Source organism: Rhodococcus sp. YH1, from assembly GCF_009939605.1.
In the GTDB taxonomy this organism is placed as follows: Bacteria; Actinomycetota; Actinomycetes; order Mycobacteriales; family Mycobacteriaceae; genus Rhodococcus; species Rhodococcus aetherivorans.
In genome coordinates this window covers 19,216-40,826 of record NZ_WVTE01000220.1, presented here as the reverse complement: position 1 = coordinate 40,826, position 21,611 = coordinate 19,216, and the positions used below count along the sequence as shown (strand labels likewise).

The 21,611-nt window shown below is 71.4% G+C and carries 25 protein-coding genes and 1 pseudogene; 13 read left to right on the top strand and 13 right to left on the bottom strand.

Features of this window, described 5'->3' with window-relative positions; translation table 11 throughout:
- The first annotated feature begins 153 nt into the window (after positions 1 to 153).
- The 4 genes from AIIKEEIJ_RS17815 to AIIKEEIJ_RS17805 all read left to right on the top strand — a co-directional run bounded on the left by AIIKEEIJ_RS17815 (position 154) and on the right by AIIKEEIJ_RS17805 (position 3,714).
- Positions 154 to 2,739, top strand: coding sequence for an HAD-IC family P-type ATPase (locus tag AIIKEEIJ_RS17815; RefSeq protein WP_161996269.1), 2,586 nt, complete (start codon positions 154 to 156; stop codon positions 2,737 to 2,739).
- Positions 2,740 to 2,808: 69 nt separating this feature from the next.
- Positions 2,809 to 2,940, top strand: a complete 132-nt coding sequence (locus AIIKEEIJ_RS33690) for a hypothetical protein (protein WP_274387010.1) — start codon at positions 2,809 to 2,811, stop codon at positions 2,938 to 2,940.
- Positions 2,941 to 2,956: 16 nt separating this feature from the next.
- Complete coding sequence (locus AIIKEEIJ_RS17810) at positions 2,957 to 3,187, top strand: hypothetical protein (RefSeq protein ID WP_029546658.1); 231 nt, start codon at positions 2,957 to 2,959, stop codon at positions 3,185 to 3,187.
- Positions 3,188 to 3,222: 35 nt separating this feature from the next.
- On the top strand, positions 3,223 to 3,714 hold the full coding sequence (locus tag AIIKEEIJ_RS17805; RefSeq protein ID WP_006943512.1) for a TspO/MBR family protein: 492 nt from the start codon (positions 3,223 to 3,225) through the stop codon (positions 3,712 to 3,714).
- Between the two features lie 13 nt (positions 3,715 to 3,727).
- Here AIIKEEIJ_RS17805 and AIIKEEIJ_RS17800 read toward each other — a convergent pair whose 3' ends face one another.
- From AIIKEEIJ_RS17800 to AIIKEEIJ_RS17785, 4 genes are all read right to left on the bottom strand, one after another.
- The gene (locus AIIKEEIJ_RS17800; RefSeq protein WP_043796911.1) at positions 3,728 to 4,897 is read right to left on the bottom strand and encodes a globin domain-containing protein; all 1,170 of its coding nucleotides are present in this window, start codon (positions 4,895 to 4,897) and stop codon (positions 3,728 to 3,730) included.
- A gap of 400 nt (positions 4,898 to 5,297) precedes the next feature.
- Positions 5,298 to 5,789 carry a DUF6069 family protein gene (locus tag AIIKEEIJ_RS17795; RefSeq protein ID WP_082120296.1) on the bottom strand — a complete coding sequence of 164 codons (492 nt, stop codon included), beginning with the start codon at positions 5,787 to 5,789 and terminating at the stop codon, positions 5,298 to 5,300.
- Between the two features lie 45 nt (positions 5,790 to 5,834).
- Positions 5,835 to 6,281, bottom strand: a complete 447-nt coding sequence (locus tag AIIKEEIJ_RS17790) for a hypothetical protein (protein WP_202917192.1) — start codon at positions 6,279 to 6,281, stop codon at positions 5,835 to 5,837.
- A complete protein-coding gene (locus tag AIIKEEIJ_RS17785; RefSeq protein WP_161996268.1) occupies positions 6,233 to 6,583 on the bottom strand; it encodes a sigma factor-like helix-turn-helix DNA-binding protein in 351 nt (116 codons plus the stop codon). The genes AIIKEEIJ_RS17790 and AIIKEEIJ_RS17785 overlap by 49 nt, the downstream gene beginning before the upstream one ends.
- Positions 6,584 to 6,721: 138 nt before the next feature.
- On the opposite strand from AIIKEEIJ_RS17785, the gene AIIKEEIJ_RS17780 reads away from it, so the two are divergent.
- Complete coding sequence (locus AIIKEEIJ_RS17780) at positions 6,722 to 7,705, top strand: DUF389 domain-containing protein (RefSeq protein WP_006932499.1); 984 nt, start codon at positions 6,722 to 6,724, stop codon at positions 7,703 to 7,705.
- Between the two features lie 9 nt (positions 7,706 to 7,714).
- Here the strand turns inward: AIIKEEIJ_RS17780 and AIIKEEIJ_RS17775 are convergent, their stop codons facing one another.
- Together AIIKEEIJ_RS17775 and AIIKEEIJ_RS17770 are read right to left on the bottom strand one after the other, a co-directional pair.
- On the bottom strand, positions 7,715 to 8,554 hold the full coding sequence (locus AIIKEEIJ_RS17775; protein WP_161996267.1) for an alpha/beta fold hydrolase: 840 nt from the start codon (positions 8,552 to 8,554) through the stop codon (positions 7,715 to 7,717).
- Between the two features lie 47 nt (positions 8,555 to 8,601).
- Complete coding sequence (locus AIIKEEIJ_RS17770) at positions 8,602 to 9,282, bottom strand: methyltransferase domain-containing protein (RefSeq protein ID WP_161996266.1); 681 nt, start codon at positions 9,280 to 9,282, stop codon at positions 8,602 to 8,604.
- Positions 9,283 to 9,539: 257 nt separating this feature from the next.
- Here AIIKEEIJ_RS17770 and AIIKEEIJ_RS34345 point away from each other — a divergent pair.
- The 3 genes and pseudogenes from AIIKEEIJ_RS34345 to AIIKEEIJ_RS17760 form a co-directional block, all read left to right on the top strand.
- A pseudogene (locus AIIKEEIJ_RS34345) lies at positions 9,540 to 9,671 on the top strand (oxygenase MpaB family protein); the annotation flags it as partial.
- Between the two features lie 74 nt (positions 9,672 to 9,745).
- Positions 9,746 to 10,891: a CE1758 family FMN-dependent luciferase-like monooxygenase gene (locus AIIKEEIJ_RS17765; RefSeq protein WP_161996265.1), complete on the top strand. Its 1,146-nt coding sequence runs from the start codon at positions 9,746 to 9,748 to the stop codon at positions 10,889 to 10,891.
- Positions 10,888 to 11,553, top strand: a complete 666-nt coding sequence (locus AIIKEEIJ_RS17760) for a CE1759 family FMN reductase (RefSeq protein WP_161996264.1) — start codon at positions 10,888 to 10,890, stop codon at positions 11,551 to 11,553. Before AIIKEEIJ_RS17765 ends, AIIKEEIJ_RS17760 begins: the two co-directional genes overlap by 4 nt.
- Positions 11,554 to 11,618: 65 nt before the next feature.
- Here the strand turns inward: AIIKEEIJ_RS17760 and AIIKEEIJ_RS17755 are convergent, their stop codons facing one another.
- Entirely contained in the window at positions 11,619 to 12,266 is a 648-nt protein-coding gene (locus AIIKEEIJ_RS17755; protein WP_161996263.1) for a maleylpyruvate isomerase family mycothiol-dependent enzyme, read from the bottom strand.
- A gap of 241 nt (positions 12,267 to 12,507) precedes the next feature.
- On the opposite strand from AIIKEEIJ_RS17755, the gene AIIKEEIJ_RS17750 reads away from it, so the two are divergent.
- A complete protein-coding gene (locus AIIKEEIJ_RS17750; RefSeq protein WP_080688420.1) occupies positions 12,508 to 12,954 on the top strand; it encodes a MarR family winged helix-turn-helix transcriptional regulator in 447 nt (148 codons plus the stop codon).
- 46 nt (positions 12,955 to 13,000) lie between these two features.
- Here AIIKEEIJ_RS17750 and AIIKEEIJ_RS17745 read toward each other — a convergent pair whose 3' ends face one another.
- The 5 genes from AIIKEEIJ_RS17745 to AIIKEEIJ_RS17725 form a co-directional block, all read right to left on the bottom strand.
- Positions 13,001 to 14,404 carry an FAD-binding protein gene (locus AIIKEEIJ_RS17745; protein ID WP_161996262.1) on the bottom strand — a complete coding sequence of 468 codons (1,404 nt, stop codon included), beginning with the start codon at positions 14,402 to 14,404 and terminating at the stop codon, positions 13,001 to 13,003.
- A complete protein-coding gene (locus tag AIIKEEIJ_RS17740) occupies positions 14,401 to 15,042 on the bottom strand; it encodes a hypothetical protein (RefSeq protein ID WP_161996261.1) in 642 nt (213 codons plus the stop codon). Before AIIKEEIJ_RS17740 ends, AIIKEEIJ_RS17745 begins: the two co-directional genes overlap by 4 nt.
- Positions 15,043 to 15,094: 52 nt before the next feature.
- A complete protein-coding gene (locus tag AIIKEEIJ_RS17735; RefSeq protein ID WP_238406456.1) occupies positions 15,095 to 16,921 on the bottom strand; it encodes a glycoside hydrolase family 15 protein in 1,827 nt (608 codons plus the stop codon).
- A 13-nt stretch (positions 16,922 to 16,934) separates the two neighbouring features.
- Positions 16,935 to 17,411, bottom strand: a complete 477-nt coding sequence (locus AIIKEEIJ_RS17730) for a hypothetical protein (RefSeq protein ID WP_006944153.1) — start codon at positions 17,409 to 17,411, stop codon at positions 16,935 to 16,937.
- An 81-nt stretch (positions 17,412 to 17,492) separates the two neighbouring features.
- Complete coding sequence (locus AIIKEEIJ_RS17725) at positions 17,493 to 17,942, bottom strand: hypothetical protein (protein WP_161996259.1); 450 nt, start codon at positions 17,940 to 17,942, stop codon at positions 17,493 to 17,495.
- A 92-nt stretch (positions 17,943 to 18,034) separates the two neighbouring features.
- Between AIIKEEIJ_RS17725 and AIIKEEIJ_RS17720 the strand changes: the two genes are divergently transcribed.
- Entirely contained in the window at positions 18,035 to 18,763 is a 729-nt protein-coding gene (locus tag AIIKEEIJ_RS17720) for a helix-turn-helix transcriptional regulator (RefSeq protein WP_050036124.1), read from the top strand.
- A 19-nt stretch (positions 18,764 to 18,782) separates the two neighbouring features.
- Here AIIKEEIJ_RS17720 and AIIKEEIJ_RS17715 read toward each other — a convergent pair whose 3' ends face one another.
- The gene (locus AIIKEEIJ_RS17715; RefSeq protein ID WP_044476362.1) at positions 18,783 to 19,685 is read right to left on the bottom strand and encodes an LLM class F420-dependent oxidoreductase; all 903 of its coding nucleotides are present in this window, start codon (positions 19,683 to 19,685) and stop codon (positions 18,783 to 18,785) included.
- Between the two features lie 155 nt (positions 19,686 to 19,840).
- Here AIIKEEIJ_RS17715 and uraD point away from each other — a divergent pair, with 155 nt between their 5' ends.
- Genes uraD through pucL form a run of 3 tightly spaced genes read left to right on the top strand, consistent with a single transcriptional unit; the run spans position 19,841 to position 21,604 of the window.
- Entirely contained in the window at positions 19,841 to 20,362 is a 522-nt protein-coding gene (gene uraD, locus AIIKEEIJ_RS17710; RefSeq protein ID WP_161996258.1) for a 2-oxo-4-hydroxy-4-carboxy-5-ureidoimidazoline decarboxylase, read from the top strand.
- The gene (gene uraH / locus AIIKEEIJ_RS17705) at positions 20,359 to 20,685 is read left to right on the top strand and encodes a hydroxyisourate hydrolase (RefSeq protein ID WP_006944145.1); all 327 of its coding nucleotides are present in this window, start codon (positions 20,359 to 20,361) and stop codon (positions 20,683 to 20,685) included. The genes uraD and uraH overlap by 4 nt, the downstream gene beginning before the upstream one ends.
- A gap of 4 nt (positions 20,686 to 20,689) precedes the next feature.
- A complete protein-coding gene (gene pucL / locus AIIKEEIJ_RS17700) occupies positions 20,690 to 21,604 on the top strand; it encodes a factor-independent urate hydroxylase (protein WP_161996257.1) in 915 nt (304 codons plus the stop codon).
- Positions 21,605 to 21,611 lie beyond the last annotated feature (7 nt).

The window sequence follows — 21,611 nt, the reverse complement described above, 5'->3', positions numbered from 1 at the left end:
GGAACCGGCGGGGCGCAGCCGTGTCCCGTGACGTCCCGCGGCCCGGACCGGATGCCGTTACGCTGGGGCTGCCGCAGCGGCGGGACCGGTCCCGGCGTGCTGTACCCGCTCCTCGTCGCGGTGACACGTCGATCCCGTGGGCGAGGAGGCGGTGTGCAGGCAGATTCCGGTGCGCGGCTGCTCGACAGCGACGGGCTCACCGGCCGGGAGGCCGCCGCGCGGCTCCGCCGGGACGGGCCGAACCAGCTTCCGGCCGCGCGACGGGTGCCGTGGTGGCGCAGGCTGATCGCGCAGCTCACGCACTTCTTCGCGCTGCTGTTGTGGTTCGCTTCGGCCCTCGCGTTCGTCGCGGGCATGCCGGAGCTGGGCATCGCCGTGATCGTGGTGATCGTCGTCAACGGCATCTTCGCCTTCGTGCAGCAGGAGCGCGCCGAGAAGGCCGCCGAACGCCTGGGGGAGCTGCTGCCCACCACCATCGTCGTGCGGCGCGACGGGGCGCTGCGCACCGTCGACGCCCGCGACCTGGTGGTCGGCGACGTCGTCGTGCTCACCGGCGGCGACCGGGTCCCGGCCGATCTGACCCTCGCGGTCGCGGGCCGCTGCACCTTCGACGAATCCACCCTCACCGGGGAGAGCGAACCGGTGCTCCGCACGGCCGGCGCGGCCGTGTTCGCCGGAACATTCGTCGCCGAGGGCGAATCCGAAGGGATCGTCACGGCGACGGGTGCGAACACCCGCCTCGCCGGTATCGCGGCCCTGACCACTTCGGTGCGACGTCCACCCGGCCCGCTCGATCTGGAGATCCAGCGCATCGTCCGGACGCTCGCCTTCGGTTCCGTCGGCGTCGGCGCGGTGTTCTTCGCCGTGTCTCTCCTGGTGGGGATCTCCTGGCAGGACGCCTTCCTCTTCGCGGTGGGCATCACCGTCGCCCTCGTGCCCGAGGGACTGCTGCCCACCGTGACGCTGTCGCTGGCGATGGGGGCGCAGCGCATGGCCCGCGACAACGCGCTGGTGCGCAACCTCGAGGCCGTCGAGACCCTCGGTTCGACGACGTTCATCTGCACCGACAAGACGGGCACGCTCACCCAGAACCAGATGAACGTCGTCGAGGCGTGGACCCCGGCCGGGACCGTCGCGGTGCGCGGGGAGGGGTATGCGCCCACCGGTGAGGTGACCGGCCCGGAGCCGGCGGTGGCGGCGGCCGCGAGCGCCGGTCTCGCCGGTGCGGCCGCCTCGAAGGGTGGGATCACCCTCGACGACGACGAGTGGCGGGCGGTCGGTGACCCGATGGAGGCGGCGATCGCCGCGTTCGCGGCCCGTCTCGCCGGCCCGGGCGCACAGCCGGGGCCGGTCACCCGCCGGTTCGTGTTCGACCCCCGGCGCCGCCGCGAATCGGTGATCGTGGGCGGGCAGCTGCTCCTCAAGGGCGCCCCGGACGCGGTGCTTCCGCGCTGCGCCGACCCGGGCGAACTCGTCGACCGGGCGGAGGAGGCGCTCGCGGACATGGCGTCGCGGGGCCTGCGGGTGCTCGCCGTCGCCCGCCGGACCCTGACCGATCCCGGCGTGGAGACCGACCCGGACCTCGCCGAACGCGACCTCGAACTCCTCGGCCTGCTCGGCATGGAGGATCCGCCGCGGACCGCCGTCCCGGCCGCGTTGCGGGCCGCCCGCGGCGCCGGCATCAAGGTCGCGATGCTCACCGGCGACCATCCCGAGACCGCGCGCGCCATCGCCCGCGAGATCGGGCTGCTCGGGCCCGCGGGCCGGGTGGTGCAGGGCAAGGACCTGCCCGAGGACGATCAGCTGCTCGGTGCCCTGCTCGACCGGGACGGCATCGTGATCAGCCGCGTCTCGCCCGAACAGAAGCTGCGCGTGGCCAAGGCCCTGCAGGACCGCGGCCACGTGGTGGCGATGACCGGTGACGGCGTCAACGACGGACCGGCCCTGCGGCAGGCCGACATCGGGGTGGCGATGGGTGAGGGCGGCACGGACGTTGCGCGCGAGGCCGCCGATCTGGTGCTGCTCGACGACGACTTCGCGACCATCCTCACCGCGGTGGAACAGGGCCGTGCCACCTACGCCAACATCCGCCGCTTCCTCAGCTATCACCTGACCTCCAACGTGGCCGAACTGACGCCCTTCGCGCTGTGGGGCCTGTCGGGCGGACAGTTCCCGCTCGCCCTGGGGGTGCTGCAGATCCTGTGCATCGACATCGGCACCGATCTGCTGCCGGCGCTCGCCCTCGGTGGCGAGCCCCCGAGCCGGGACACGCTGAAACGCCCGCCGGAACGCCGCCACCTCGTCGACGGAACCCTGTTGGTCCGGGTGTTCGGTGTGCTCGGGCCGACCGAGGCGATCGTCGAGATGAGCGCGTTCCTCGTGGCGCTGCTCGTCGCGGGCTGGCGCCCCGGGGGCGAATTTCCCACCGGGACGGCACTTCTCGCTGCCTCCGGTGCCGCGTTCACCGCCGTCGTCCTCGGTCAGGTGGGCACCGCGTTCGCCTGTCGCAGCGCGACCCGGCCGCCGTGGCAGCTCGGGTGGGGCTCGAACCGGCTGCTGCTGTGGGCCGTGCTCGCCGAACTCGTCGCCCTCGTCGTCTTCCTCGGCGTCGGCCCGGTCGCCGACGTTCTCGGGCACGCGGTTCCGCCGCTCGAGGCGTTGGGGGTCGCGCTTCTGGGCATCCCCGCGGTCCTCGTGGTCGACTCCGTGTACAAGCGGGTGCGCCGTCGCCGGCAGTGAGCCGCCGGGGCGTTCGGGGTGCGGGCATCCCGCCGCACGCGCACGATGGGACCGAAGGGGAGGAGCCGCATGGATGTCGTCACAGTTGGGGCTCTGCACAAGCACTACGGAGACGTGCGGGCCGTCGACGTCGTTGACGTGCCGAACCTGGGGTTGCGCCGCCGCGGCACCGGGTATCCCCGGAACACCGCTCGCCGATGATCGGAAGTGACCCGCCATGATCGTCCCCGGCCTGACCGCACCGGACCCGGACACGGAGCCGGGCTCGCCCGAGCCTGCCCCGCCGATCCCGCCGACGCCCACGCCGCCGCCGCCGTTCCCACCGGAGCCGAACCCGGTGCCGACCCCACCGGAGCCGCAGCCGCCGTTCCCGCCGGAGCCGGATCCCGAGCCCTCGCCGCCGCATCCGCAGCGGCCCTTCCCCCAGATCCACGACCTCGCGATGTGACGACCTCGCCGACGGCGGGAGTAAGGAGAGCAGGTATGTCGAGCATGTTCGGCCGCACTTTGCTCGGAACGACCGCGGCGACCGCCGCGACGGCGGTGGTGGGATCGATCGCCTCCCGGGACGTGGACACACGCTGGTACCGGCGACTGCGCAAGCCGTCGTTCCAGCCGCCGAGTGCGGTCTTCCCCGTCGTGTGGACGGCGCTGTACGGCGACATCGCGGTGAGTTCCGCGGTGGCCATCGACGAGCTCGAATCGGAGGCGCGGGTCGACGAGGCCACCTACTACCGGGCCGCCCTCGCGGTGAACCTGGCACTCAACGCGTCCTGGTCGTGGGTGTTCTTCAAGGCGCATCGGCTCGTGCCGGCGACGGTGGTCGCCGGGGCGCTCGCGGTGAGCAGCGCCGACCTGGCGCGCCGCGCCGCCCTCGCGAAGCCGGCTGCGGGGGCCGCGCTCGGCCCGTACGCGGTGTGGTGCGCGTTCGCCACGGTCCTCAGCGGCCGGATCGCGCGGCTCAACCGGTCCTGACCGAGCGCGGTCGTCAGTACAGCGGGTCGTGGCGGATGCGGTCCGCGGGCACGCCGGTGGCCTGCAGCCGGAACTTGGTCGCCTGGATCATGGCGGGGGACCCGGCGATCTGCACGTCGTGCCCCGACCAGTCCCCGGCCTCGGCGACGCACCGGCTCACCGGGCCCTCCAGGAGGGACAGCCCGGCCGGCGGATCGGTGGGGCCGGTGAACCACCACGGGTCGGTCGGCGACTCGGTCACGGGCACGACCGTCAGCCACGGGTTGGTGCGGGCGAGGTGCCACAGGGTCGGCAGGTCGTAGAGGTCGCACGGGTAGCGCCCGGCGTAGAACACGGTGACCGCCCGCGTGGCGGGACGCCGGGCGAGGGCCATGAGCTGGGCCCGCATGGGGGCGATCGCGGTACCCGACGCGATCATCAGCAGCGGGCGCGGCCGACCGGGGCCGGGCCGCATCGTCTCCGCCCCCAGGGCGCCGATCGGTGAGCCGAGCACCCACGTCTCGCCGACGCGGGCGTGGCTCACGATGTACGGGCTCACCCAGCCGCCGGAGACGCGACGGACATGGAACTCGACGGCGCCGTCCGCGTCCGGCGGCGTCGCCGGTGACAGGTAACGCCACATGCGCGGCCGCCCCGGAACCTGCACGCTCACGTACTGTCCCGGCTCGTACGCCATCGGCTGGTCGAGCCGCAGGCGCACGACGGCGACGTCGTCGAGCGGTCTGCGGTGCTCCACGACGGTGCCCACCCAGGCGGCGGGGCCGGTTTCGGCGGCCGCGGCCTCGGTCATCGTGGTGGCGACGAGGTGCAGCGCGTGGTGCCATGCGTCGTCGAGCTCGGTGGTCCAGTCGTCGCCGGCGGCCTGCGCCACCGCATCGATCAGGGCCTCGGTGAGCGCCTTGTACTGCCACAGCTCGATGCCGTACTTGCGGTGGTCGCGGCCGAGCTGCTCGAGGAACGGGACGACGGTCTCGGGTCGGCTCAGCCGGTCCACCACGTGGACGACGGCGTGCAGGATGCGTTCGCGTTGCTCGCCCATGGCGGCGGGAAAGTACTGCCGGGTCTCGGGATGACGCGCGAACAGGTTGGCGTAGAACGCTTTCGACAGGGTTTGCAGGCCGTCCGGGCGGGCGGACACGGCCTCGACGTTACTGCGGATCAGCGCACACAGTCTCGGGTCCACAATGTCCGCCACCTCCGCGATCCTGTCCGTGTGCGGCGCGGCGCATGCCGGACGCGTCGCACCGGGGAGCGACTCTAGGGCGGAATACTGCTTGTCGCGAATCGCCCTGTGCCCGGAACGGTCGGCCGGGGAACAGATCTCGGGACGTACGTCCCGGGCGGTCGGGTACTTCGGTCCTGTGGACGAAGCATGTGGACGAAATGCCGGCGCCGCGTGTGCGACCGGCACCACCTGCAGGCGGTGCCCGCATCGCCGCGAAGGTGCCTGGGGAGGAACGGAAGACGCGTCGGTCTCCGTGCCGTAGGTCACCGTCGCCGGAGGGTGCGGCGGCGGCCCGAAGGTCCCGCGACAATCGGGACCTTCGGGCCGGTTCCCCGGGACGGTTGCGTCGCCCCGGTGGTTACCGCTGGGCTGCAATGCGGTTGCGCATCGCCTCGAGCCCCGCGACGACGACAAGTGCGATCACCACGTGCATCAGCGACAGCGTGATCGTGCTCGGGGTGTCGAAGTCGGCGACGATCGTCGACGCGATGGTGCCGAGCGCGGCCACCGCGCCGACGACCTCGGCGACGCGGATGATGCCGAACCAGCGCAGGCTGAGCAGCGCCGCGAGACCCATGCCCACGGTGAGCGGGACGACGGTCATGACGAGAACGCCGCCCGGGGCGGCGCTTTCGACGGTGTCGCCGTTGGTCACCTCGAACGAGCCGCCGGCGGCGAGGCCGACGAGCCACAGTGCGACGTTGGCGACGAGAGCCACGACGACCGGGACGAGCACCGCCATCGGACGGCTGAGCGAGAAGGCGGGCAGGGTCGACGTGGTGGTGCGGTCGAGAGGCTTGACAACACTCATGGTGTCCTCCGGAAGGGCCGATGAACTGACGTCGCTCATCGTTCAACCTCGAGTCGACTCGAGGTCAAGTCCGTTCCGCACGAGCTATGCCGCGGCCACCGCGCACCAGTCCACGGTGACCGAACGGGCACCGGAATGCGCGAGCATGGAACGCACGGGGCCGCCCAGGCACAGCTGCCGGTCGAGCTCCCGCTGCTCCGCATCCGGGTCGCGGGCGTCGGGGGCGCCCACGAGGATCTCCGCCGGCTCGGTGCTGCGCGCACCCTCCACCAGCAGTCGCTCCTCGTCGACCACCCGCACGGGCACGTCGTCCGATCCGGCCACGTCGCCGACCAGCAGGGCCACGTAGTCGGCGTCGTCGTCGGCGTCGTGATAGGCCAGCAGCCGGCCGCGGACGGTGCCCGAGGCGACCCGGTGATCGAGAGTCAGCCCGGACTGCGTGGGTGTTCCCGCCGCGACGGCACGCAGGCAGTGCGGCAACGTCACCCGTCGTGAGGTCCAGCTGAAGAAGGCCCCACACCCCGTGTCCATGGCACTCGCTCCTCCTCGGTACGTCCGGGCGAGGTGGTCCCCGGTTCTGTGATCAGTGTGCGCCGGGGGTCCGACATGTTCCGGGAGTGGCCGAGCTGCTGCCGGAGCAGGTTCAGGGCGTGGTGCTGGGCGAGCCGGACGGAGGTGGCATCGGTGTTCAGGGCACGGGCCGTGTCGGTGATCGACAGGCCACACGCGATGCGCAGGTGCAGCACGGCACGGTAGCGGTGCGGGAGGGCAGCGATCAGCGTCGAGGGTCGTGTCGCCGCCTTGTCCGTCGTCACCGCCTCGTCCGTCGTCACCGCGTGCGTCCTCCTCCGTCCGGTGCGGGACATCGTGTCGCGACCGGTGTCCCGGACGGAAGGGACCGGTGTCCCGATCCTGTGGGCGCGCGGCATCTGCTGTGATGCACTCGCGGAACGACGCACCAGGAGGCTTTCGTGAGACCCACCACCGAGGACATCGAGCGGATGACCTCCACCCTGTTCCTGTCCGAGGACGCCCGGCCCCGTTCCCGGCGCGCGACGTTCTGGACCCTGCTCGTGCTGGCCGCGGTCATCGCCTCGGCGGGCGTCGTCGCGGACTCGACCGCCACCGTCATCGGCGCCATGATCGTGGCGCCGCTGATGACGCCGATCGTCGGGACCGCGCTGGCCGTCGTCCTCAACGACCACCGCAACCTGATCGCCTCCGCGCTGCTCGTCGTGGCAGGATCGGCCGCGGTGGTCGCGACCGGATTCGCGGTGGGCCTGCTCGATCCGCTGGACGTGCTCGCGCAGAACAACAGCCAGGTGGCGGGACGGGTCGCGCCGCGGATGATCGACCTCGTCGCCGCCTTGGCCACCGGTGCGGTCGGGGCCTTCGCGCTGGTGCGCCGCGATGTGTCCGACACCCTGCCCGGGGTGGCGATCGCGATCTCGCTCGTGCCGCCGCTCGCGGTGGTCGGCCTGACCCTCGAGTCCGGCGCGCCGCGGCAGGCCGGTGGGGCCCTGTTGCTGTTCGCCACCAACGTCGCCGCCATCGTCGCCACCGGCACCCTGGTCTTTCTGCTGGCGGGGGTGCGCGGGGCGGCGCACCGCGCCGGCCGTACGGTCGGGGACCTGCGCGGCCTCAGCGTGCTCACGGTCGTCGCCGCGGTCGTGCTCGTCGCGGTCCCCCTGGGGGTGTCCAGCACGCGAGTGATCCGGCAGGAGACGCTGAAGGCCGACGTCGCCCCCGTCGCGGAGCAGTGGGCGCAGGAGCAGGGCTGGGTGATCACCGACATCGGATTCCGCGAGTCCGTGCTGTGGATCGAGGCGCTCGGGCCGCCGCCCGAGGCGGATCCGGCGACCCTGCGCGACGCCCTGAACGAGGCCGGGCTGCGCGACGTCGACGTGGAGGTCACCCTCGTGATCGGCGGAACGCGGCGCCTGCCCGGCGGGTAGGGGCGGCGCTCAGCACACGACCGGCCGCGCCCCGGCCGGGTCCAGCGCGGCCAGCACCAGCTGCTCGGCGACCGGATCGTAGGGGATCGAGACGTGGTCGGCGGTGTTCGCGGGGCACACGTCCTGCAGCAGGATGTTCTGCGCGCCGGGCCCGGTGAGGAACGACGCCGTGTAGGGGATGATCACCTGGTCGTATCTGGTGGCGACGACCGTGTGGGAGACGCCCTCGACGGTGTCGCTGCCGGCGTTGAGCTCGGCGAGCACGGCATCCTGCGCGACCGACGGCGGCCCGAGCGAAGGGTAGTTCGCCGGCGCCAGCCCGACGATGCGGCTGGTCTTGTCTGCCCCGCCGAGGAACCGCACGTACCACCGGGGGACGGCGCCGCCCTTGGAGTGACCGACGATGCTCACTCGCTCGGCGCCGGTTTCGGCCAGGACGGTGTCGACGAACGCCGCCAGTTCGCCGGCGGCGTCCGGGATCGGCCCGCGCGCCTTGAACGGCTCGCCCGGCGGTGCGCCGTAGTCGAGTGCGAACACGCAGTACCCCTCGGCCTTCAGCGCCGGTGCCAATCCGGCCCAGTTGGCGTAGGAGTTCTCGAGGAAGCCGTGGACGAGCACCACCGGTTCGGGGTGCGCCGGTGTGGGCACGCAGTCGACATCGTTCGTCCCGGCCGGGACGACGCCGGGATGCGCCAGCGAGTAGGCGAGCGCGGCGCCGAAGGTGCTCTGCGGCGGGCCGGTCGTAGCCTCCGCGGCACGCTGTTCGGCGCCCGCCGTGGGTGCGGCGGTCGCGATGCTGCACGCCGCGATCAGCCCTAGGAGGGCGAGCCTGCCGACCATGTCGCCCATCCTCGCGTCCGGCGGGTGTCCGGGGGCGCGAAATGCGCGAAAGGGCGTCATCCCGCGGGCGTGGGCCGGACCTTCTGCTGCGTGACGCGCCACAGTCGCCGCGGCAGGCCGCCTTCCTCGAAGGCTTCCACCTGCGGTTCGGTGAATCCCTGGGCCAGACGCTCGACGAGTGCCCGATCGAAGAAGTGGACGACGAACCCGCCGTGCTCGGTCAGATTGTCGCCACGGTCCGTCCCGGTGGCGAAGTGGGCGTCGCCGGTGTGCCGCACGGTGTAGACGTGCCAGCCGCCCGGGCGCAGCACCCGATGCACTTCGGTGCCGAGTGCGTCGATCTCCTCGGTGGTGAGGGCCATGTTGAAGAGCATGTGGCTGTAGACGGCGTCGACGGACGCGTCGGCGACGGGCAGGGGTTCACGCACGTCGTGCACGCGGGTCGTGAGCCGGTCGGCCACGCCGGCCTCGGCCGCGACGCGCCGGAGTTCGCCGAGGCCCTCGGGCGCGTAGTCGAGCGCGGTCACCGACAACCCGGCCGGGAGGAAGGCCAGCGTGTCCCGGCCCTGGCCGGCGCCGAGTTCGAGGACCTCACGCACCTGCTCGCGGTCGAACAGCTCGAGGGCGCGCCGGGCAGGCTCGCTCGGTGCGGGCCCGTACATCGTCGGGTTGTCGCGATAGGTGCGCTGCCAGTGTCCGCGCTGGGCGTCCAGGGCGCCGCGGTCGACATGTTCCATGCCGTGCCTTCCTCGTGACTTCCGGCCGTGGACGGCCGGCCTGTGCGGTCGGGCGCGCCGGCGTCGATGCCGATCGACACATGGTGCCTCGGCTGCCTCCGAGGGCGGGCCCGAATCGTGGACCCGGCAGACGGTCCCGTTCGCGTCCCGCTCCGTAGCGAGCACCCGGCGACGCTCGATCGAATGGTCTGCAGGCCGTTGAGGTGGGGTCGATGTGCAGCGTAAAGTGAGTACGATCGTTGTCAGATGGAGGGTGTATGCGGACGATCCGTACCGTCGGTGATCTTGTCTCGCCTCTGGGGGGATCGATCAACGCGGCGAATGTCATCATGCAACTGGCCGTGCCCGGAGTGGGGCAGGGAGTGATCGAGAGCGCGGTGCACTCCGGCCGGGGTGGCCGGAATATCGCCCGCACCGCACCGGTTCGTATAGTTGAGTAATCAACTATTGACGGAGGCTCATCGTGCAGTTCGGCATCTTCACCATCGGCGACGTGACCCGCGACCCCACCACGGGCCGCGTACCCACCGAGCACGAACGCATCGTCGCGATGACGGAGATCGCGCTGAAGGCCGAGGAGGTCGGGCTCGACGTCTTCGCGAGCGGCGAGCACCACAATCCGCCCTTCGTCCCGTCGTCGCCCACCACCATGCTCGGCTGGATCGCCGCCAGGACCGAGAAACTGATCCTCTCCACGGCCACGACGCTGATCACGACGAACGATCCGCTGAAGATCGCCGAGGACTTTGCGATGCTGCAGCACCTCTCGGGCGGCCGCGTCGACCTCATGATGGGCCGCGGCAACACCGGCCCGGTCTACCCGTGGTTCGGCAAGGACATCCGCCAGGGCATCCCGCTCGCGATCGAGAACTACCACCTGCTGCGCCGCCTGTGGCGGGAGAAGGCCCTCGATTGGGAAGGCAAGTTCCGCACCCCGCTGCGCGGCTACACCTCGACCCCCTGGCCGCTCGACGACACCCCGCCGTTCGTGTGGCACGGCTCGATCCGCTCGCCGGAGATCGCCGAGCAGGCCGCGTTCTACGGCGACGGCTTCTTCCACAACAACATCTTCTGGAACCGGGAACACATCCAGCAGATGATCAGCCTCTACCGCACCCGGTTCGAGCAGTACGGCCACGGCGCCGCCGACCAGGCGATCGTCGGCCTCGGCGGCCAGGTGTTCATGGCGGAGACCGAGGAGAAGGCCAAGCGCGTCTTCCGGCCGTACTTCGACTACGCCCCCGTCTACGGTCACGGACCGTCGCTCGAGGACTTCTCCGCGACGACCCCGCTGACCGTCGGCACCCCCGAGCAGGTGATCGAGCGCACCCTGGGCTTCGCCGACTACGCGGGCGACTACCAGCGGCAGCTGTTCCTTATGGACCACGCCGGTCTGCCCCTCGACGTGGTGCTCGAGCAGATCGAGATCCTCGGCCGCGAGGTCGTGCCCGTGCTGCGCACCGAGTTCGAACGACGCCGCCCGGCGCACGTGCCGTCGGAGCCCCCGACGCACGCCTCGCTCGTCGCCGCGGGTCCGGATTCCCCGCACCGCCTCGTGGTTCCCGCAAAGGTGGATCTGTCCGCCGCCGAGGAGGCCGACGCCCGATGAGCCGCCGCATCGTCGTCGTCACCGCCGGGCTCTCGCAACCGTCGTCGTCGCGTCTGCTGGCGGACCGGATCGCCGCCGCCGTCACCGCAGCGGTCGGCGCGCGGGGTGAGTCCACAGATGTCGAGGTGATCGAACTCCGCGATCTCGCAACCGATCTCGCGACCACGGTCGCCACCGGCGGCCTGCCGGCCCCGGCCGTCGCGCGGGCGCGTGAGCAGGTGTCGCACGCCGACGGTCTGATCGCCGTCACTCCGGTGTTCACCGCAAGTTACAGCGGCCTGTTCAAGATGTTCTTCGACGTGCTCGACACCGACGCGCTGAACGGCATGCCCACGATCGTCGCCGCGACCGCGGGCTCGGCCCGGCACTCGATGGTGCTCGACTTCGCGATGCGTCCACTGCTGACGTTCCTGCGCGCGGTGGTCGTCCCCACGGGCGTGTTCGCCGCGACCGAGGACTTCGGCGCCGGGGAGGCCGGCGCCGCCCTCGGCAGCCGGATCCGGCGGGCGGCCGAGGAACTCGCAGCGCTCGTCGTCGGTGAACGGACCGGTGTGGACGGCTTCACGCCCGCGTCCTCCCCGGCGCGGCCGCGCTCGTCGGGGAACTCGCTGCGCGCCCCCGGCACGCCGTTCCAGGACCTGCTGCGCGCCCACATGGGTTGAGAACTCGTCGTACCGCGGGGTGGCGCGGAGCGGGCCGGGCGGGCCGTGCCGCATCCGAAACCTGATCACCCGGCCGGCAACCGCGCGCGCAACTCGTCCGCGCCCGGCCCGGACACCAGGGGCAGCGCCACGCGGCGGCCGGTGAGCAGCAACAGGATCGCGGAGATCGGCCCCCGGATCTCCGGCCCCTCCCCGGCCGACCATTCGACGTCCGTGGCGGTGAGCCGGTACCCGCGCAGCGGAAGGGAGCGGAAGACCCGGGCCTTGCCCCTGCCGCCGAAGGACCACACGCGGGTGGCCGCCGCGGCCGCCGCGGTCACCGGCATCTCGAGGTCGCGGTGCAGCGGGATCGCGATGTCCTGGCCGTGCACGAGGATGTCGCTCAGGGGCTCGAGGCTGGTCAGCCCCACGTTGCGGCGGCGGGAACCGATCGTCGCGCGCAGGTCCGCGATCAACCGGTCGGTCGGCAGGGCCGCCCGTCGGCGGGCGGCGGCGCAGATCATCGAGTTCAGCGGGCCGGGATGACGCAGAACCATCCGGACGCAGTCCCCGACGGTCAGCTGCTGCAGGGTCAGGTGGGCCGCGACGTCGCGTACCGTCCAGCCGTCGCACAGCGACGGCTGTGCCCATTCGTCGTCGGACAGCTGCTCGAGCAGGCCGGCCGTGCGTCGTCGCTCGCTGTCGATCGCGGCCCACACCTCGTCGTCGTTCATCGCAGGAGCCTTCCGTCTCAGCGGAACACCGGTGGCCGGGTCCTGGTGCGTTCGAGCTCGAAGACGTCCGCGAAGCCTGACAGCACTCGCGCCCTCGAAGACGCGCACGGCGTCGTGGCCGCGGGGAATCGAGTCCCCGGCGATCGGTTCGCCGGTCATATCGCACCTCCCGGACGGGCACAATCAGTACGATGTTGGTACCAATATAGTTCGATGATCGGACTATCGGCAAGGGAGGATGATGGCCGAGGACCTCAGTGCCGCCGTGCTGATGTTCATCGCCCAGCGCTCGGCGGAGAACCGCATTCTCGCGGCGCTGCGGCGCGCCGGCTACGACGACATCACGCTCGCCCAGGCGCGGGTGGCCGCCCGGATCGGACCCGGTGGGACCCGGCTGACAGTTCTCGCCGAACAGGCCCAGGTGGCCAAGCAGACAGCCAGCTTCCTCGTCGACCAGCTCGAGCGGGCCGGCTACGTCGAACGCACGGTCGACCCCACCGACGCCCGCGCGCGACTCGTGCGGATCGCTCCGCGCGGCGCCGAGGCCGGCCACGTCGCCCGGGCCGAGGAGGCGCGGATCGAGGCCGAGTGGACCGAGCATCTCGGTGCGCGCCGGATGAAGCAGCTGCGCGAGGCGCTCACCCTGCTCCGTGAGATCACCGATCCGTACCGGCCGTCGGGGGAGTAGTCGCCCGGTCACGTCCCACCGGACGTGGGGCGGTCATCCGTCGGTGTCACGCGCGCCGTACATCGGGAACGATGTTGGCGTTCCGATGAAAGACGTTGTGCGGATCGTACTTCGCCTTGATCTCGGCCAGTCGGGCATATTTGGTGGGGCCGTAGGCGGCGCGCACCCGGTCCTGTTCGAACTCGGCCATGGAGTTGACGTACGCGCCGATGCCGACCGAATACGGGCGCAGGGCCTCCCAGACGGACCGCACCCAGGCCCGCTCCGGTGGCAGCAGACCGGGATCGGGACAGACGCCGACAATGAAGACGGCGAAGCGTGGCGTCCGTCCGCCGCCGAAAGCGGTATCGTCCTCCCTCGTTTCGCAGTACGCCTCGTCCAGCCGGTAGAACAACAGGAGCGACAGGGGCGAGTTCTTCTGCGGCACGACATCGACGACTGTCGCGATCAGATCGTCGGAGAGATCTTCGACGTAGCAACCCTTGTCGTAGCAGTAGAAGCCCCACGCGTTGCCCTCGTCGAGCAGCTGCTGCACGTCGACGTAGGGCATCGGCGTGACGAACTCGAACAGCGGTGGCAGAGCGCGCCGAATCCGCGCCAGCGCGTCCTCGTGCGTCTGCGGTGCTCCGAAACCGGTGACGAGGAAGGCATAGCCGGGCTGGAGGTGGTATTGCTCGGGCACGAACGGGGCGGGTGGGGCGTTCACGCCGGCGATCACGATGTTCAGCTCGCGGGGCAGCGTATCGATGACCTCCCGGGCGAGCCGCAACACCTCGGTGCCTTGATCCAGGCCCCAGAACAGGAGCCCGAACTGCACGACGGGGCCGGCCTCGTGCAGGCGGAACTCGAACTCCGTCACCACCCCGAAGTTGCCGCCGCCGCCCCGGATCGCCCAGAACAGGTCCGGATTCTCGTCCTCGGCGGCACGCAGGATCCGGCCGTCGGCAGTGACGACCTCGGCCGACTCGAGGTTGTCGATGCTCAATCCGGCCTGCCGGGTGAGCCAGCCCATTCCTCCGCCCAGCGTCAGTCCCGCGACACCCGTGTGACTGATCAGACCGGCCGGGACGGCGAGCCCGTGGGCCTGCGTGGCGGCATCGAGGTCACGCAACAGGGCGCCCCCGCCGACCCGTACTCGCCTGCTCTCCGGGTCGACGACGACGTGATCCATCGATCCGAGGTCGATCACCAGGCCGTCGTCGACGACCGAGGCGCCCGCGGTGCTGTGCGCACCCGCGCGCACGGCCATCTCCATTCCGTGCTCGGTCGCGTAGGCGATCGCCGCCTTCACGTCGGCGGTGCTCCGGCATCGTGCGATCGCGGCCGGGCGGCGGTCGATGTCGGCGTTCCACACCGTGCGCGCTTCGTCGTAGTCCGCGTCGCCGGGTCCGAGAACCGGGCCCTCCATCGCGGCCCGCAGCATGCCGAGGTCGCCGGTCGTACGAGTCATGTGTCCTCCAGACGTTGCCGGGAGCAGGCGGGATCGTCTCCGGCGAGGCGTTCGGCGCGTTCCCGGATGCCGAGCAGCATCCTGCGCATCATCGGAAAATCGGCCAGTTCCATCAGCGCGACGGTGAGCGGAAGCGACGGCGTGGGCCGGTAGGAGGCCTTCAATCGGCTCACGAGCCGCGTCCGTCGCCCGTCGTCGATGGGATCGAGGCGCCACGACCACGTCGCATCCGGCTTCGCCCAGACGAGGCAGCGCCCCGGATCGAAGGAGTGCACCCGGAAGGACGTCGCCGCCGTGGCCGGACTCGCCATCGGCGCCGCCACGTCGCCGACCTCGATGCACTGCAGGCGCGGATCGATCGTCGTCGCGCTGGGCCGCCCCAGATTGTCGAGACGGTCGTAGGAGTAGAAGCCGGCCCGGTTGTAGCCGACCTGGACGATCCACGGCCACACGCACTCGGCCGGCGCCTCGATCGTGAGGGCACGGGTCGCAGTGAACGTCGCCGAGGAGAGGATGTCGTCTCCGGGCATCGCACCGGCGTGCTCGGCGGTCGTCGCTCCCCACCGCAGGTGCCACCGGCGGTAGAAGGCGAATGCGCTCACCGCTGTCGCGACGCCTGCGATCGTGAGGATCGCCATGAGGAAACTGTTCCACACCGGAGCCGGGGAGAGAAGGTCCCGGAGGCCCCGCTCATCCGCTTCCCCCGTGAGCCCGGAGGGCGAGGGCGGCCTGTACCACCGCGGCATGGGCGAGCGCCTGCGGGTAATTGCCGAGGTAGGCGCCGGTGCCCGGGTCCACCTCTTCCGGGAGCAGGCCGAGGGGGCCGGCGCGCCGCAGCAGCGTTTCGAACAGTTCCCCGGCTTCGGTCCGCCGGCCGGTGAAGGCCAGCGCCTGGACCAGCCAGAAGGAGCACGGCAGGAACGCGCCCTCGACGCCGGGCAGCCCGTCCTGTCCGGGGGGATATCGGTAGAGCAGAGGGCCTCCGGCCGACAGCTCGCTGCGGATCGCGTCGATCGTGCCACGCACCCGGTGCGAGTCCGGATCCTCCATGCCCAGGACGGGGAGCACCAGCAGGGCGGCATCGATGTCACGCGACCCGTAGGTGCGGGTGTACCGATTTCCGATCCGGTCGAAGCCGCGGGCGAGCACCTCGTCGGCGAGGTCGTCTCGCGCCGCGAGCCAGCGCCGGCGACGACGGCTGGACAGGCGGTGGGTCTCGGCGATGCGCAGGGCCCGGTCGAGGGCCAGCCAGGCCATCATCTTGGAGTGCACGTGGTGGTCGGCGTCGCCCCGGATCTCCCAGATGCCGGCGTCCGGGTCACGCCACCGTGCGCAGACGTGATCGGCGAATCCCCTTACCATGCGCCAGGTTTCCGAATTCAGCGGCCGACCGGAGCGGACGAACGTCCATGCGGCGTCGACGACCCAGCCGTAGCCGTCGAGCTGATGCTGATCGGCCGCGTCGTTGCCGAGCCGCACGGGTACGCTGCCCGCGAAGCCCGGCCATCCCGGCAGGGTGCGTTCGGCGGGGGCGTGCCGGCCGTCGAGGGTGAACAGGACCGGCAGGCGGGGCCGCTGCAGGCGGCTGGCGTGCAGGAGCCATCCGAGGAACCCGCGTGCCTCGTCGACCTTGCCCGCGCCCAGGAAGGCTGCGACGCCGATGCTGGCGTCGCGCGGCCAGGCGTAGCGGTAGTCCCAGTTCCGGACCCCGCCGGGCCACTCGGGTAACGACGTCGTCGGGGCGGCGATCGGCGCCCCTGACGGGGAATACGTGAGCAGCCGCAGCGTCAGCAGGCTTCGCACGACGGCCTCACGACAGGGCAGATCGTGAGCGATCTCCGCCGTCCACGCCCGCCAGCGTGCCTCGTCCTCGGTCACGAGCTCCCAGGCCGCGGCGGGAGGGAGGTGGATCAGCGGCTCGCGGTGGGCCACAGTCAGGACGACGGTGACCGGATGCCGCGGGGTCACGAGGATCGAGGTCGGCCGGCCCGGCGGGATCGGGGTGCCGGAGTCGCAGGCCAGGGACAGGGCGAGCGAGCCCCACTCGCACACGAGGTCGGGACCGCGCCGCACCTTCGGGGGGCGGTGGCGTTCACCGAGCCTCGGATCGAATTCGACGACGGCGCGCGCAGTTTCGCCCTCGACGGAGAGGCGACGCACGAGGACGGTCGCCGGGAGCAGCCGTCCGGCCACCTCCGCGATCATCGCCTCGCTCAGGGTGAGCCGGGTGTTGCCGAGGTCCCAGGTGGTTTCCAGCGTTGCGGTGTGCGTGCGGTAGCGGCGCCGGACGACGGTGGCATGCCCCTCGGGCCCGAGCCGGAACCGCCCCGCCGGCGCTCCGCCGACGAGTCGGCCGAAGACGGGATCTCCGTCGAAGCGGGGCACGCAGAGCCAGTCGAGCGATCCGTCGCCGGAGACCAGGGCCGCGGTGCGGGTGTCGCCCAGCAGGCCGTAGTCCCCGATCCGGGTCTGCGTGCCCGCCCTGTCCTCGATGCCACTCTCGTCGAAATCGGTCATCCTGAAAGTCATTTCAGCGCACCTGGAGAAGAAGGCCGAGTGCGGTGCCGTAGACGAGATGGGCGGCGACGGCGACGGCGGGGGTCTGCGCACCGTAGTTCAGGCCGAGCAGGCCGGGTGGTTCGAGGACCGCGGTGCTCCGCGGCCCGGCTCGATGGGAGGCCATGCGCGGATGCACGCCCGGCAGTAGTGGCAGCAGGACCGTCAAGGCGACCGCGACGTGCAGCAGGCCGAGCAGCATGCCGAGCCACCACGTCGCCCGGTGGAGCAGCGCGAAGGTGGCGGCGTAGCCGAGTGCGAAGGCCTGGCCGATCGCGAGGTGGATGAAGAATCCGACCACCCGGGCACGATCCGGGTCGGCGGTGACGACGGTGCCGAGCACGAGCGGCAGATCCAGGCGGCTGTAACCGGCCAGTTGGGCGGCGATCATGACTGCGGTCAGGGCGGTGGTGGCCACCGATCCGAAGAGCGCCCATCCGGCCCAGTCCATGGCGGAGTCACCTTTCGGTGGGGAGGTCGCTGCCGCCGGTCCACGGTCGCCGTCGGACGTCCGTGAACCGGTGGCTCGGTTTCACGATGTGCCCGGGGTGGGTCCGCGGCGAGTCACCGGGGCGGTGGCCAGCCGGGCCAGGGCGAGGGCGGCAACCGCCAATCCGAAGTCGCGCAGCGCGATGTCGAGGTAGCCGCCGAGGGTGACCAGGTCGACGATGATGCCGAGCAGCCATGCGGCCACGACGTAGCCGCCGATGGCGGGTCTGATCGCGACGACGATGCCGGCGAGGATCTCGACCACGCCGACCGCGAGCATGGCTTGGTGGGCGGTGCCCGGGACGAGGTCGTCGATCCAGGGTGCGAGGTAGCGCTCCCAGTCGGTGAGTAGGTTCGCGAACTTGTCGAGACCGAAGGCGATCGGGGCCACCGTGAACACGGTCCGGAGAAGGACGAATCCCTGGCGGGCGCCGGCGTTCGTGCCGGCCGGGGTGGAGTGGAGCGTGGTGGGGGAGGTGGGCGTGTGGCTCATCGAAGTCTCCTGACTTCTAAGAGAGAGTAGATTTGATTTTAGAGGTGTGACGTAGATTACGTCAAGAAGTTTCTCTTTTAGAAGGGGGAATCGTGCAGGACGAGTTCGCCGAACAGGCGTCGGGGATCGGTGCGCTGGCAGACCCGGCTCGAAGGTCCCTCTACCGCTACGTCGCCGCACAAGCGGACGCGGTCGGGCGCGAGCAGGCTGCGGCCGCGGTAGGCCTGCCGCTGCACGCAGCGAGGTTCCACCTCGACCGGCTCGTGGAGGAGGGCCTGCTCGAGACGGAGTACCGCAGGCTCTCGGGGCGGACGGGCCCGGGCGCAGGACGGCCGTCGAAGCTCTATCGGCGCTCGTCGCGCGAGCTGTCGATCTCCCTGCCCGAGCGGCGCTACGACCTCGCCGGGGAGGTTCTGGCGGCCGCGATCGAGCGGTCGATGCGCGACTCGGTGCCCATCGCGGAGGCGGTGCGGACCGCTGCCGTCGAGCACGGCCGGCGTATTGCCGCGAATGCGGCCACCCCGGCCGTGCCCGCCGGAACGGTGCCCGCTCCTATGGACGCGGGAGGTACCGACCTCGAACGTATGGCGCGGCTGCTCGCCCGGCACGGCTACGAGCCGCGCCTGTCCGGCGACGGGCAGATGCGGTTGGCGAACTGCCCGTTCGACCGGCTGGCGAACGAGCACCGTGAACTGGTCTGCGGGATGAACCTCGCCCTGCTCGACGGGGTCGTCGCCGGACTCGGGACCGACCGGCTCTGCGCGGAACTCGCCCCGGAACCGGGGTTCTGCTGCGTCCGGATCCGGGGCGTCGAGCGGTGAGTCGTCGCGGTTCCGGGCCTCAGAGCCCGAGCGCCGCGGCGACCTCCCGCAGGGCCGGAACCGGGTCGTCCCGCATCGGCAGGGCCTGGACCGCGACGTGGTCCGCCCCGGCGTCGAGGTGCTCCCGCAGACGCGACGCGATGTATTCCGCGTCGCCGTGCGCGACGAGCGCGTCGACGACCCGGTCGGTGCCGTCGTTGTCGAGTTCCTCGGCGGTGAAGCCGGTGCGTTCCAGATTCGCACGGTAGTTGCGCAGCTTCAGATACGGGTTGGCCACGGCCTTGCGGCCGATGGTGCGGGCCGTGGCGACGTCGGTGGACAGCACGATCTTCTGCTCGGGGGCGAGCACGGCGCCCGGGCCGAGAACGGTGCGCGCCTCGCGGGTGTGCTCGGGGGTGGTGAGGTAGGGGTGGGCTCCGGCGGCCCGGTCCGCGGACAGCTTCAGCACCTTCGGTCCCAGCGCGGCGAGGACCCGCCGCGCCTCGGGCACGCCCTCGCGGTCGAGCACGTCCAGGTACTCGACCAGTGCCGCGTAGGGCTTGCGGTACGTCTCACCGTGCGCCTCGGGGTGGCCGACGCCGACACCGAGCAGGAAGCGGCCGGGATGGCGTTCCTCGAGCCGGTGGTAGGAGGCCGCGATCTCGTCGGCGGGGGCGGTCCAGATGTTGACGATGCCGGTGGCCACGACGATGTTCTCGGTGGCGTCGAGGAGGCGTTCGGCCACCTCGAGGTCGGCGGGCGGCGAACCGCCGATCCAGATGGTGCCGTAGCCGAGCTTCTCGATCTCGGCTCCGGTCTCCGGTGGGAGGCCGGTCGCGTGCCGCCAGACGCCGAAGCGGCCGAGCGGGGGAGTCTGCGTCGTGTTCTCTGCCTTCGTCGAATCCGTCACGCCGGGTCCAACCTCCGTCGCCGCCGGTTTCATTCCGGGCGGTCTATCGGTGGCGGTCGGCCCGGACCGCGACCCTGGATGATCGTCCAAACCCCTCCGCCGGACCGCGGCCGACTTTGTAGCTGCGGGCACCCCGGGAGCCGCCCCGCCTGCGCGAGGGTGGAGACACCGGAACGAAGGAGGCTCCCGTGCCGTACACCGTCGCCGAGTTCGACGCCCTGCCGGAACCCGAGGCCGTCGCGCTGCTGACGACCTGCTGCGCCGGCGCGACCTGGGCCGCCCGGGTGGCCGCCGGACGCCCGTACGGCGACCGTCCGGCCCTGCTCGACGCCGTGTCCGTCGCGATCGCGGGTCTCGACGACCACGGCCGGGCCGAGGCCCTGGCCGGGCATCCGCGCATCGGGGAACGTTCGGAGAGCGCGTCGTCGCAGCGGGAGCAGTCGGCCGTCGCCACCGCCGACGCCCGGATCCTTGCCGCCCTCGCCGTCGGCAACCGTGCCTACGAGGACAGGTTCGGGCACGTGTACCTCGTGCGCGCGGCCGGGCGGTCCGCCGCCGAGCTGCTCGACATCCTCCACCGCCGCCTCGGCAACGATCCCGCCACCGAGGTCGCGGAGGTGCGCTCCGCCCTGGCCGACATCACCCGGCTCCGGCTCGAACGTCTCGTGCTCGACGAGGCCGACGTCGCGTCCCGTGGGGGCGGGCGATGAGCACCCTCAGTACGCACGTGCTCGACGCCACCACCGGGACTCCGGCAGCCGGAGTGCACGTCGCCCTGGCCGGCGCGGACGGCAGCGTCCTCGGGACGGGACGCACCGACGACGACGGCCGGATCCGCGCACTGACCGACGAGCCCCTGCCGCCCGGCACCTACACCCTCACCTTCGGCACCGGCGACTGGTTCGCCGAGCGCGACATCGTCCCCTTCTATCCGGAGGTCGTCGTCACCTTCCGGATCTCTGTGGCCGGCAATCACTTCCACGTGCCGCTGTTGCTGTCCCCGTTCGCCTACTCCACCTACCGCGGGAGCTGACCCCATGACCGAACTGACCGGCAAGATCGTCCTCGGACCGCACCAGTACGGCAAGGCCGAGAACCGCGTGGTGCGGATCCATCGCGACACCCCGCGGCACGAGATCCGCGACATGAACGTCTCGTCCTGCCTGCGCGGCGACTTCGGCGCCGCGCACCTCGAGGGCGACCAGGGCACCGTCCTGCCCACCGACACCCAGAAGCAGACGATCTACGCCTACGCCAAGGGCGTCGAGTTCGTCGAGACCTACGCCCTCGCCCTCGCGCGGCACTTCGTCGACGACGTCGAACCCGTCCACTCGGCTCGCATCGAGATCGAGGAATACGCCTGGGAGCGCGTCGCCGTCGACGGTGTGGGGCACGACCACACCTGGACCCGGAAGGGCTCCGAGGTACGCACCGCCGCGGTGACCGTCCAGGGTTCCGGCCGGGCGCGCCGGGAATGGGTGATCGGCGGGCTGAAGGACCTCGTCGTACTCAAGTCCACCGGTTCCGAGTTCGCCGGGTTCCTCACCGATCCGTACACGGTCCTCGAGCCGACTCGCGACCGGGTGATGGCGACGAGCCTCGTCGCGAAGTGGCGGTTCACCACGACCGACGTCGACTGGGACGCCACCTACGCCGGGATCAAGGCGACCATGCTCGAGCGGTTCGCGAACCTTCAGTCGAAAGCATTGCAGCAGACTCTTTTCGAGATGGGACGCGCCGTGCTCGAGAAGTACCCGTTCGTCGCCGAGATCCGGCTGTCGGCCCCCAACAAGCATCACTTCGTCTACGACCTCGAGCGGTTCGGCGTGGCCAACGACAACGAGGTCTTCCACGCCGACGACCGGCCCTACGGTCTCATCCAGGCGACGGTGCAGCGCGAGGACGCCCCCGACGCCGGGATCGCCTGGGACGCCTACACCGGCGCCGTCTGACGGGCCG

Coding starts and splice junctions, on each gene's coding strand:
- AIIKEEIJ_RS17790 (WP_202917192.1), bottom strand. CDS start 6,281: ATGGACACGGGGTGTGGGGCCTTCTTCAGCTGGACCTCACGACGGGTG.
- AIIKEEIJ_RS17725 (WP_161996259.1), bottom strand. CDS start 17,942: ATGAGCCACACGCCCACCTCCCCCACCACGCTCCACTCCACCCCGGCC.
- AIIKEEIJ_RS17740 (WP_161996261.1), bottom strand. CDS start 15,042: ATGGCGATCCTCACGATCGCAGGCGTCGCGACAGCGGTGAGCGCATTC.
- AIIKEEIJ_RS17810 (WP_029546658.1), top strand. CDS start 2,957: ATGATCGTCCCCGGCCTGACCGCACCGGACCCGGACACGGAGCCGGGC.
- AIIKEEIJ_RS17755 (WP_161996263.1), bottom strand. CDS start 12,266: ATGAACGACGACGAGGTGTGGGCCGCGATCGACAGCGAGCGACGACGC.
- AIIKEEIJ_RS33690 (WP_274387010.1), top strand. CDS start 2,809: ATGGATGTCGTCACAGTTGGGGCTCTGCACAAGCACTACGGAGACGTG.
- AIIKEEIJ_RS17745 (WP_161996262.1), bottom strand. CDS start 14,404: ATGACTCGTACGACCGGCGACCTCGGCATGCTGCGGGCCGCGATGGAG.
- AIIKEEIJ_RS17750 (WP_080688420.1), top strand. CDS start 12,508: ATGGCCGAGGACCTCAGTGCCGCCGTGCTGATGTTCATCGCCCAGCGC.
- pucL (WP_161996257.1), top strand. CDS start 20,690: ATGACCGAACTGACCGGCAAGATCGTCCTCGGACCGCACCAGTACGGC.
- uraH (WP_006944145.1), top strand. CDS start 20,359: ATGAGCACCCTCAGTACGCACGTGCTCGACGCCACCACCGGGACTCCG.
- AIIKEEIJ_RS17730 (WP_006944153.1), bottom strand. CDS start 17,411: ATGGACTGGGCCGGATGGGCGCTCTTCGGATCGGTGGCCACCACCGCC.
- AIIKEEIJ_RS17795 (WP_082120296.1), bottom strand. CDS start 5,789: ATGAGCGACGTCAGTTCATCGGCCCTTCCGGAGGACACCATGAGTGTT.
- AIIKEEIJ_RS17735 (WP_238406456.1), bottom strand. CDS start 16,921: ATGACCGATTTCGACGAGAGTGGCATCGAGGACAGGGCGGGCACGCAG.
- AIIKEEIJ_RS17715 (WP_044476362.1), bottom strand. CDS start 19,685: ATGAAACCGGCGGCGACGGAGGTTGGACCCGGCGTGACGGATTCGACG.
- AIIKEEIJ_RS17775 (WP_161996267.1), bottom strand. CDS start 8,554: ATGGGCGACATGGTCGGCAGGCTCGCCCTCCTAGGGCTGATCGCGGCG.
- AIIKEEIJ_RS17805 (WP_006943512.1), top strand. CDS start 3,223: ATGTCGAGCATGTTCGGCCGCACTTTGCTCGGAACGACCGCGGCGACC.
- AIIKEEIJ_RS17770 (WP_161996266.1), bottom strand. CDS start 9,282: ATGGAACATGTCGACCGCGGCGCCCTGGACGCCCAGCGCGGACACTGG.
- AIIKEEIJ_RS17760 (WP_161996264.1), top strand. CDS start 10,888: ATGAGCCGCCGCATCGTCGTCGTCACCGCCGGGCTCTCGCAACCGTCG.